The 10,036-nt window shown below is 67.1% G+C and carries 9 protein-coding genes and 1 pseudogene; 4 read left to right on the forward strand and 6 right to left on the reverse strand.

Translation table 11 applies throughout. The features are described 5' to 3' along the window. Nucleotides 1-275 precede the first annotated feature (275 nt). From AB0873_RS30815 to AB0873_RS30825, 3 genes are all read right to left on the reverse strand, one after another. Nucleotides 276-596, reverse strand: a complete 321-nt coding sequence (locus AB0873_RS30815) for a helix-turn-helix transcriptional regulator (RefSeq protein WP_366604169.1) — start codon at nt 594-596, stop codon at nt 276-278. A 161-nt stretch (nt 597-757) separates the two neighbouring features. After that, nucleotides 758-1,078, reverse strand: coding sequence for a Scr1 family TA system antitoxin-like transcriptional regulator (locus AB0873_RS30820; protein WP_366604170.1), 321 nt, complete (start codon nt 1,076-1,078; stop codon nt 758-760). A gap of 212 nt (nt 1,079-1,290) precedes the next feature. After that, the gene (locus AB0873_RS30825; RefSeq protein ID WP_366604182.1) at nt 1,291-1,614 is read right to left on the reverse strand and encodes a hypothetical protein; all 324 of its coding nucleotides are present in this window, start codon (nt 1,612-1,614) and stop codon (nt 1,291-1,293) included. Nucleotides 1,615-1,625: 11 nt separating this feature from the next. On the opposite strand from AB0873_RS30825, the pseudogene AB0873_RS30830 reads away from it, so the two are divergent. From AB0873_RS30830 to AB0873_RS30845, 4 genes and pseudogenes are all read left to right on the forward strand, one after another. After that, nucleotides 1,626-1,733, forward strand: a pseudogene (locus AB0873_RS30830) (IS5/IS1182 family transposase); the annotation flags it as partial. A 318-nt stretch (nt 1,734-2,051) separates the two neighbouring features. After that, a complete protein-coding gene (locus tag AB0873_RS30835; RefSeq protein WP_366604172.1) occupies nt 2,052-2,648 on the forward strand; it encodes an RNA polymerase sigma factor in 597 nt (198 codons plus the stop codon). Then, nucleotides 2,645-3,601: a CU044_5270 family protein gene (locus AB0873_RS30840; RefSeq protein ID WP_366604174.1), complete on the forward strand. Its 957-nt coding sequence runs from the start codon at nt 2,645-2,647 to the stop codon at nt 3,599-3,601. The genes AB0873_RS30835 and AB0873_RS30840 overlap by 4 nt, the downstream gene beginning before the upstream one ends. A gap of 382 nt (nt 3,602-3,983) precedes the next feature. Beyond that, on the forward strand, nt 3,984-7,511 hold the full coding sequence (locus AB0873_RS30845) for a S8 family serine peptidase (protein ID WP_366604176.1): 3,528 nt from the start codon (nt 3,984-3,986) through the stop codon (nt 7,509-7,511). A 369-nt stretch (nt 7,512-7,880) separates the two neighbouring features. Here the strand turns inward: AB0873_RS30845 and AB0873_RS30850 are convergent, their stop codons facing one another. The 3 genes from AB0873_RS30850 to AB0873_RS30860 all read right to left on the reverse strand — a co-directional run. Continuing rightward, the gene (locus AB0873_RS30850) at nt 7,881-8,291 is read right to left on the reverse strand and encodes a transposase (RefSeq protein WP_366604177.1); all 411 of its coding nucleotides are present in this window, start codon (nt 8,289-8,291) and stop codon (nt 7,881-7,883) included. A gap of 243 nt (nt 8,292-8,534) precedes the next feature. Further along, nucleotides 8,535-9,308 carry a group II intron maturase-specific domain-containing protein gene (locus AB0873_RS30855; RefSeq protein ID WP_366604180.1) on the reverse strand — a complete coding sequence of 258 codons (774 nt, stop codon included), beginning with the start codon at nt 9,306-9,308 and terminating at the stop codon, nt 8,535-8,537. Beyond that, on the reverse strand, nt 9,251-10,036 hold a 786-nt coding region (locus AB0873_RS30860), incomplete at its 5' end, for a reverse transcriptase domain-containing protein (protein WP_366604179.1). The genes AB0873_RS30855 and AB0873_RS30860, both read right to left, overlap by 58 nt.

Raw genomic sequence — 10,036 nt, forward strand, 5'->3', positions numbered from 1 at the left:
AGCAGCGCCCACTCGTCATCGGTCAACTCATGACGTCGCGACACGGGAATCTATCTACCGAACCCATCCCCGAAGATCCACAAGACACGCCCTAGTGGGGCGGCCGAGGCGGGCTCGCAGACCGTGTCGGATTAGGTTGGCTGCCTCTCGCACCGTCGGCCGAGTGCGCCCGGGCGGGGCCGCCTCCAGCAGGGTGGCGAGCAGTTCGTCACGACGGTGGGCGCGTGGGTAGCAGAAGAGCAGCCGGCGGTAGCGCCGGGCGAGCGGCCCCGTCATCAGGCGATGCCCGGGCGGAGGGTGCGCAGCCGGGCCTCGGCCGCGCCGGTGAGCTGCCGCAGGCGGGCGGTCTCGACGGTCAGGGCCGCAAGTCCCTGTGCGGTCAGCCGGTAGTAGTGGCGCACCCGGCCGTCGACCTCCTCGTCGCGGTCGTGTTCTACCAGCCCTTCGGCGGTCAGCCGGTCAAGCGCGGTGTAGAGCGTGCCGGTCAGCAGGCTGACTCGCCCTTCGGAGAGCGCCGCGATCTCCTGGACGATGCCGTACCCATGGCGAGGACCACCTGCGAGCGCGGTCAGGATGAGGAAGGTCGGTTCACGCATCGGCTTCACAAGCGGACGATATATAAATGATCAAGTTATTCGCAAGTGCTCAGATCAGTGGGTGGGGTTGATGCAGGAAACGGGGTCAGTAGGAAGTCAGCCAAGGCGCAATCTCGCTGTAGCCCTTGCCGATAAGACGGGAGGCGTTGAGCGAACGACGGCTAGTCTCGAAGGTCCTGCGCTGCGCGGACGATGAGTCTCCGGGCGTCTTCACCGGTGGCGGCTTCGTTCCAAAGTCGGTCGATGGCCTTGGCGTAGGCGGCGGCATCTTCGTCGCGGTGGGTGGTCTCCCCGACGAAGGTTTCCACGATGGCGACATCGTCGTACATCTGGAAGGAGTTTTGCGGGGTGGTGGCGAGTTGGTGTCGGGCCGCGGTGGGTACCAGGCGTTGCCAGGGTTCGGTCGCATGCTCGGTGTGTGCTCCTACGGTCGGAGCGACGGCGGCTGCTAGCGGTAGGCACGGGTGGGCACTCCTGGGCACTCGGCTATCCGCTGGCAGATAAGCTGGGCCACCGCGCCCTCGTAGCTCAGGGGATAGAGCATCGGTTTCCTAACCCGACGCTCGGCCTGTGCCCCCAGGGTGATGACCTGCGGGTTCTTGTTTCCTGCCATTGCGTGCCGGTCGCCGCGCGGCCTTGCTGTGATCGCTTGCTGAAGATCAGCTGGAGCGTTGTGGGTCCTGCGTGTGCAGGCTTATCGCTTCTTGCGGCGCCCCTTCCGTAGGGCCGACTCGGCTTCCTGGCGTCGACGGATGCCAGCCTCGCCGCGCTGAGGAACAATGGCCGCGTCCAAGATGCGGGGGCGGCGGCCTCTGCTGTCGCGGACTCGGCGTGCGCCAGCGACTCGCCACTGTTGCAGGACGGTGGGCAGGCTTTCGCGGGTACGGAACCACGACACAGCTGCCGCGGTGGAGGCGTCGCTCGCGTCTTCCCACTTGGCCATCATGTCGGGCTCGAAGAGGAAGTTCGCCGCGAGTTGGAAGTAGAGGTCGTCCTTGGCCTCGGCGAACTTTTTCATCGCCTGCACCTGGCGGATCCGTGGGCAGAAACGCCGGCAAAAAGATCGTCGGACGCAAACGCGGCATCGTCACCGACACCCTCGGCCTGCTCCTCGCCGTCATCGTCACCGCCGCCAGCACCGGCGACAACATCATCGGCATCGACCTCCTCGATCAGGCCAAAGCCGCGCATCCACCCTGGCCAGGACCTGGGTCGACGCCGACTTCAAGAACAAGTCATCGAACACGGCGCCACCCTCGGCATCGACGTCGTGCTGGCCAGCCTTCGGGGCCGGCCACGTGTGGCGTAGCCATCGACGTGCCGGACAGTGCCGGCGGCGGTCAGCGACCCGAAGACGTCGCGTGATCCAGGTCACGGCAACCGGTGGGTCCAGCTGGACAGGTTACGGATGTGGAGATAAGAATGCGCGCCCGGGTTCGGGCGGGGGACCCGAACGTGTTCAGAGAGCTGTTCGATGAACATGCCCGTTCGGTCTACAACCACGCCTTCCGGTTGACCTCGAACTGGTCGACGGCAGAGGACGTGGTATCCCTGACCTTCCTGGAGGCCTGGCGGCTACGCGAACGAGTCGATGCCGGTACCGGGTCGCTGCGTCCGTGGCTCCTGGGCATCGCCACCAACGTCACGCGCAACCTACGCCGCACGGCCCGCCGGCACGAGGTGAAACTGGCGCAGGCGCCGAGGGAGGAGGCGGTGCCGGACTTCGCCGAGGAGGTGTCCGGCCGGATCGACGACCGCGAACGGCTCGCCCTGGTGCGTACCGCGTTGGCGGCACTGCGCAAGCCCGAACGCGAGGTGCTCGCGCTGTGCGTCTGGTCCGGACTCGACTATGCCGAGGCCGCGTCGGCGCTCGACGTGCCGATCGGCACGGTGCGCTCCCGGTTGTCCAGGGCGCGCAAGAAGCTGGCCAAGCTCGTCGCCGCCGGAACCATTCGACCGCCCGAAAGAAAACGGGAACCGCAGTCCCGCCAAGGACAGGTAATAGGTGACCGCGACAGCGCGGTCCTGTTCACTCAGGAGAAAACCCGATGAACGCCTCCCCGATTCAGCCCGACTCGGACGAACGCGCAGAGCTAACCCGGCTGCTGCCGGGGCCGGTGGAGCGGGAATTGCCGAGCGACCGCCACCAGAGACTCCAGGAGTTCGTGATGAGCCAGATCCACCAGGATCTCCGGACGGCCGAACAGGCCACCCGCCGGTCACCGAAACGCCGGTTCGTTTCGCTGGCCTCGGCTGCGACCGCCGTCGTCGCGGCGGCCGTCGCGGTCGGCATCGGCGTCAGCAATTCCGACCACTCCTCGCCCCCGCCTGCCACGACCGCGCTGTCCAGCCAGCAGATCCTGCTCGCGGCCGCCACGACCGCCGAGCGGACGCCGGAGGGTTCCGGTGCTTACTGGCACGTCAAGGTGGTGTTCCACGGCGACAAGGAAGCGTGGCAGTCGGAGTACTGGGCCAAGCGTGATGGTCACCACTGGTTCATGGACAGCAGGAAGACGAACGGCAAGACAGTCAGGGGCAAGGGGACGGAGGCGTTCCGTCTGGGCGGCCCCGTTGTGACCTTCGAACAGCTTCAGGCCCTGCCGACCGAACCGGGTTCCCTGAAGGCATGGATCGCCGACTCCCTGAAGAACAGCGACATCAGGAGTGCCGCTAACCCGGAAGCCCCCGAGAAGGAGGAGGCCGTCTTCTATGGGCTGGTCTCCCTGGTCTCCCAGTTGCCGGCCCCGCCGAACGTCCGCGCCGCCGCCTTCCGCGCCATCGCCAGCTACCCGAACGTCAAGAGCCTCGGCGAGGTGGAGAGCGGGCAGGAACTGCTGGTCTCCCTCGCTGGACAAGCACCGGGACGCATTGTTGTCGACCCGGCCAGCTCGCGAATCCGCGAGACCAACTGGTACGTCCCGGCGGACGGCGGCAGCGGCGTAACAAGTCCCCCGGGCGGGACCTTCAAGCTCTCCTCCGAGTGGACCGACTCGCTGCCCAAGTAAGCCGCTTCGGCGGCCCATCATCATTCCCCAGGTGCCGGCATGACCTGGCCGATCATGCCGGCACCGCAGCCTTGGCCATACCCCGGCGGTGGACGCTTCAACGGACCGCCCCTTTTCCGAGATCGCGCATTCGACGAGACGGCCGGCAAATGGCGGGGACAATCCGGCGCGGCGCTGGCGAGCCGCCGACTTTCCGCCGTCATGTGGTGAGGTCGCCAACATTATCGACCAATCGCTGTGCTGCGGCTCTGTCACCAAGGAAAAAGCGCAATGCGCGGTCCGACGGAGATGCAGACCGAGGAATTCCGCCGAATACCACCAGCGCCACCGGTCCAGCGCAGCCGGCGTCGCTCCTCATCGCTGATCAGGCGATCTGCCGGCGTTGCTGCTGTTCATCGGCGGCGCGCTGTATTCGGCGCTCAACGCCGTACCTGGTGGTCGGTCGCTCGTAGAACGGCCGGCCACCTTCCTGCTTGATCGACAAGGTCAAGAACTCAACGAGGCCCAGGGAGGCCCTGTGAAACGTGTACGTTGGTTGGCGATCCCCGCCTGCCTCGCCGTCGTGTCCACCATCAGCCCACCCACACCGGCCACCGCGACGACCACACCGCTGGTTGCGGCGAGGGCCGCTGCACCAGCTGCGGCGGATGCCACGCCACGTTCCGTCACGCTCATCACCGGTGATCTCGTGGAGGTCCGTGGTGACGGCACCATCTCGGTAAAGCCCGGCAAGGGCCGGAAAGGAGTTGGCTTCCTCCGCCAGCGTCACGACGGACACGACCTGGTCATCCCCGGCGACGCCGTCAGCCTGCTGGCCGCTGGCCGGCTGGACCGGCGGTTGTTCGACGTGACCGCGCTGCTCGCCGCCGGCTACGACGACGCCAGGCGCAACAACATCCCGCTGATCGTCCGCTACCGCGACCCGGCAGCGAGAGCCGGCGCCCGTGACTGGATGCGACGGCACCGGACGCAGGTGACCGGCGAGGCGCCGGTGGTCAACGCGCTGAGCACCCGCACCGCCAAACGGGACGCCGGCACCTGGTGGTCCGACCTGACCGGCGACGCCCGCAAGCCCGCCGGCGGCAAGCGGCCGACGTTGGCCAGTGGGGTCGAGTCGGTCTGGCTGGATGGCAAGCTCCGCATTAGTCTGGATCAGAGCACCGCGCAGATCGGCGCGCCGGCGGCCTGGCAGGCGGGATTGACCGGGCGTGGCGTGACCGTTGCCGTGCTGGACACCGGCATCGACGCCAATCATCCGGACTTCGCCGGACGGATCCGCGAGAACCGCAACTTCAGCGAGGCCAGCGAGGGCGGTGACGTGATCGGACACGGTACGCACGTCGCGTCCATAGTCGCCGGCAGCGGCGCCGCCTCCGATGGCAGGTACAAGGGTGTCGCGCCTGATGCGGACCTGCTCGTCGGCAAGGTGTGCGCGGAAAGTTTTTGCACGGAATCGGCGATGCTGGCTGGCATGCAGTGGGCGGCCGAGCAGGGCGCCGACGTGGTCAACCTGAGTATCGGGAGCCAGGACAGCCCGGGGGTGGACCTGCTCGAAGATGCCATCAACCGGCTCAGCGCGCAGTACGGTGTGCTGTTCGTGGTGGCCGCCGGCAACGAAGGCGCCCGTGGCGCCAGTTCGGTGAGTTCGCCGTCCACCGCCGAGGCGGCCCTGTCGGTGGCCGCGAACACCCGCGAAGACACCATCGCCGAGTTCTCCAGCCGTGGTCCCCGGCCGGGCGACGGTGGAAACAAACCGGAGATCAGCGCGCCCGGCGTCGGGATCGTGGCCGCCCGTTCCGCCCAGTCCACGCCGAACGACCCGGTCGACGACCACTACGAGCGGATGAGCGGCACGTCGATGGCGACACCGCACGTCACCGGTGCCGCGGCACTGCTGGCCCAGCAGCACGCTGACTGGTCCGGTGCGCAGCTCAAGGCGGCTCTCATGGCGACCGCGTCAAGCCTGTCCGGCGCGGACATCTCCGCCGAGGGGGCCGGGGACGTCAACCTGCGCACCGCGATCGCCGCCCCGGTCGTACCGGACACCGGCAGCCTCAACCTCGGGGCACAGGAGTGGCCGCACGAGGACGACCCACCAGTGACCCGGACGGTGACCTACCGCAACGACGGGCCCGCACCCGCGACGCTGGACATGGCGGCCACGCTAACCGGCCCGAACGGAACGACCGCGCCGCAGGGCATGATCACGGTCACCCCGCAACAGATCACCGTGCCGGCAGGCGGCACAGCGTCGGCGACCGTCACGGTCAACACCTCGGTCAGCGCACCGGACGGCCAATACACCGGCCGGGTCACCGCCACGGCCGGCACCGGGACGCCCGTGTCCACGCTGCTGTCAGTGGTGCGCGACGTCGAACGGTACGCGCTGACGGTGCAGGTACTGGACCGCCACGGCGTAGACGCTGTCGACTACGTCAGCCTGATCACCTCCTGGGCCGACCACTCCAGCGTCGCCGAGTGGACCCCAGGCGAGCACACCACCCGCCTGCCGGCCGGTGACTACACCGTCGGCGCACTCGTCTTCACCGACCTATACCAGGACACAGAGACGATCACCCTGCTAGCCCGGCCGAAGCTGAGCCTCACCAGAGACACCCGCATCGTGCTCGACGCCCGTACGGGCAGGCCCATCACGGCCACGGTTCCGGAGCCGACCGCCACCTTCATGGGCGCGAACATCGGCTACCGGGTCACCGCGCCCTACCCGGCGCGCAGTTCGTCGATGAACTGGCTCAACGAGCGCCGCGGCTTCGACAACCTGTTCACCGCGCAGATCGGTCCATCGGACGCCGGTGATACCTTCCGGTCCGACATCTACGCAGACTGGGGCAAGGCAGCGGCCAATGGTAGCTTCCTGGACAGCCCGTACACCTACCACCTGGGCTGGGTCACCTCCGGCTCACTACCGACCGGCCTGACTCGGCGCATCCGTCCCGCGGACCTGGCGACAGTCAAGAAAGACAATCACTTTCCAGCGGGGCATTTTGGCCGGGCAGGCTCGATCCCGGTGGGTGGGACCGGGTTCATAAATACGTCGGATATGAGTCGGCCGGGACAACACACCGATTACTACCACGGCAACGACAACCTGCGCTGGTCACACGTCTTCATTCAGATGGACGCATCGCGGTGCACCGAGACCGCGTTGGCGCAAGGCGACCTGAGCTACCGGGCAGGGCGGACCTACCAGGAGACCTGGAACGGCGGCGTTCTTGGTCCGGCCTTCGGTAACTGGCCGGCAGCCTCAACGCTTGGGATACGACGCAGTCCTGACGACACGATCAGCGTCTACGACGGCCTGCTCGTCGATCCGACGCCGGGACGCGGAAGTCTTCCAAAAGGCTGTACAGACGGCGAACGCACAGCCCTGTACCGCAACGGCGAAATGATCGCCGAGAATCCTTCGTATGGCCTGCTCAGTGCGAGCGTGCCCCCCGACGAGGCGGCGTACCGGCTGGAGGCGGCCGTCGACCGGTCCAGCCGCAACGTAGTCTCGACGAAAATTTCCGTGGTGTGGACGTTCCGCTCCCGGCACGAGGCCGCCAGCCTGCCGGTGGCGCTGCCCTTGATGACCGTGAGGTACGCACCCGCACTGGAGGCGGGCTATGCCGCACCGGCCGGGCAGCCGTTCCAGATCCCAATCCGGGTGGACCATCAACCGGGCTCGGCAGGTGGCAAGGTCACCGGACTGACCGTGGAGGTGTCCTACGACGACGGCGTGACCTGGACGACCGCGCCGGTCAGCGGTGGCGAGGACAAGCGGATCGCATCGGTGACGCATCCTGCTGGTGACGGGCACGTGTCGTTGCGGGCCACCGCCACCGATAGCAACGGTGGCAAGGTCGAGCAGACGATCATCCGCGCCTATCTGCTTCGCTCTCAGCGCTGAGCACACGTTGACGCGGGTCAGCCACCACGCAGCGACGATTATCATGGTGGCTGACCCGCGCCGATCCTGTCGTCGCGAGGCGTTACGGACGTGGGTGAAGCAGACCGAGACCGACGCTGGGCAGCGGCCGGGCACGACCAGCAGCGACGCGGAACGTATCGCTGGCTCGCGGAGTAGGCCTCCATCGCGAAGCGGCCGTCGCTGCGGAAGATCACGTACCCACTTGAGGTCGTGATCTTGGGTGAGCCAGCGGTCCGGGACCATGTCGCCAGGGCCTTCGGCGCGCTCTTCGCCGTACTGCGCGACCTTCGCTGGGTGGCGCTACTGGTCGCACTCGGGTGGCAAGCGACCTATGTGGGCTCTTCGAAGTTAAGCGGGGTTGAGGTGTTCGCGGTGGCGTCGGGCGGTGCGGGTGCGTAGCCGCTGGTTCTCGGGGTTTCGGAAGCCGTAGGCGTCGCGGGCGACGGTCTTGATGACCCGGTTGGTGCCTTCGGAGCCGGCGTTGGTGATTCCGGTGGTCAGGAACGCGTGGATCTGCGGCCACCAGGTCTCGATCGTGGTGGCGAGCCGGTGCAGTTCGGGCAGGTCGGAGGCGGCGCAGCGGGTGTAGAAGCGGTGTAGTAGCCGATGGACGTGTTCCCGGTTGGGTCGGGTGCGGGCGGTCGCGAGCAGGTTGAGCAGGTCTTCTTTTGCGTTGCATGCGGCGAGGATCGGGGCGCCGATCGCGGTGGGCAGGGCTTGCAGCGTGTCGACGAGGCGGTCGACGTGCTTGCCGGGCATGCGGGCGGCGGAGCGGGTCAGCCGGGTTGCGCATGCGCCATTCCGGGTCGCTGCCACGGCCGCGGCGACCGCGCTGGGTGAGCGTGATGCGGCGGCGGACCTCGGTGACGGTGGCGTTGGCCAGGTGGAGTCGGACCGGGGCGCGGTGCCAGCGTTTCGGCTGGTCCGTTTCCCCGGCCCGCTCCCCGAACCGGACGTGCGAGTTGGCCCCGCATCCGGCTCTCCGCGAGTCCGTGCGGTGGGTTACGGCGTTGCGACCGGGGCTGGTGTCCACGGCGTGGGGATCTTCGTTCCCCGGTAGCGGTATCGGGTGACCGGTACCGCCCCGGCATTGAACAAGGTCATCTCGCCATCGGTGGGCCACCACCCGGGTAGGTAGCGGCGTTTTAGCTTCTTCCACGTGACCCGGCGGTGTTTGCGGCGAAGCCATCTGGTGATCCGTTCCCAGGTGTACTGGTGCGGGAACGAGAAGGTCGTCTTGGACACCCCATGGCGGAAGTAGCTGGTCCAGCCTCGTAGCACCGCGTTGATCTGCCGGAGCAGTTCAGCGAGGGGCTGGTTGGTTCCCTGCCTGGTGATCGTCTTTACCTTGGCCATCACGTTGGTCAGCGCCTTACGCGAAGGCCAGGTGTAGACAAACCACTTGTTCGAGCCCCGCTGGCGTTGCCGCTGGATGCGGAACCCCAGGAAGTCGAACCCCTCGTCAATATGCGCGACGGTTGTCTTCTCCTCTGACAGCCGCAGACCCACGGTGGCCAGCACCTCAGCCACCTCGTCGCGCAGCGCCTCGGCGTGCTCGCGACGTCCGGACACCATGATCACAAAGTCGTCCGCGTAGCGGACGATTTTGTAGGTGGGGAGCCCCTTGCGTCGCCGGTAGCTGCGGGCCTGGTTGTTCTTGCCGAACGTCACCCATGCGGCCGTGACATGTTCGTCTAGGACCGACAGAGCGATGTTGGCTAGAAGCGGAGAGAGGATGCCGCCTTGCGGTGTGCCGGTGCGGGTGTCGCGGAGGATGTCGTCTTCTGCGAGGACCCAGCCTTCAGGAACGCCTTCACCAGCGCCAGGACGCGTTTGTCAGCGATGCGTCGGCGCACCCGGTCCATCAGGGCCGTGTGGTCGATCTCGTCGAAGCACGCCGTGATGTCGCCTTCCAGCACCCACTCATAGGAGTTGGAGGCCATCAGGTGGATCTCGGCGATCGCGTCCTGGGCCCGTCTTCCAGGGCGGAAGCCGCAGGAGCACGGCTTGAAGTCCGCCTCGAAGACGGGTTCGAGGATCAGCTTGAGTGCTGCCTGCACGATCCGGTCCTTCGCGGTGGGGATACCCAAGGCCCGGGTCTTGCCGTTGGGCTTGGGTATCCGCCGCTGCCGGACGGGCAGAGGCTGGAACACCCTGGCCCGAAGCTCCAGATGGAGCTTGAACAGGAACAGGCTCTGCCCGGGCGGGAGATCCTTGGGCCGTAACCCGTCGATTCCCGCTGATCGTGCTCCTCGGTTGGAACGAACCCGGTGCCATGCCACCAGCAGGACCGCCGGGTTCCAGACGAGGTTGTACAGATCATGAAACCTCCGGTCCGGGCCGTCGAGGGCCCACCGGTGCAGCTTCGTCTGGATCTCCAGTACCCTGACCTCGGCCTCATCCAACGTTTGTTCCGCACCGGGTTTGATGGAGACATCGAAACCTGGGAGGAACACCAGCGATGCCCGCACAGAAGAAGTACAACGATGAGCTGCGTGAGCGTG

Source organism: Micromonospora sp. NPDC047707 (assembly GCF_040704235.1).
GTDB lineage: Bacteria > Actinomycetota > Actinomycetes > Mycobacteriales > Micromonosporaceae > Micromonospora.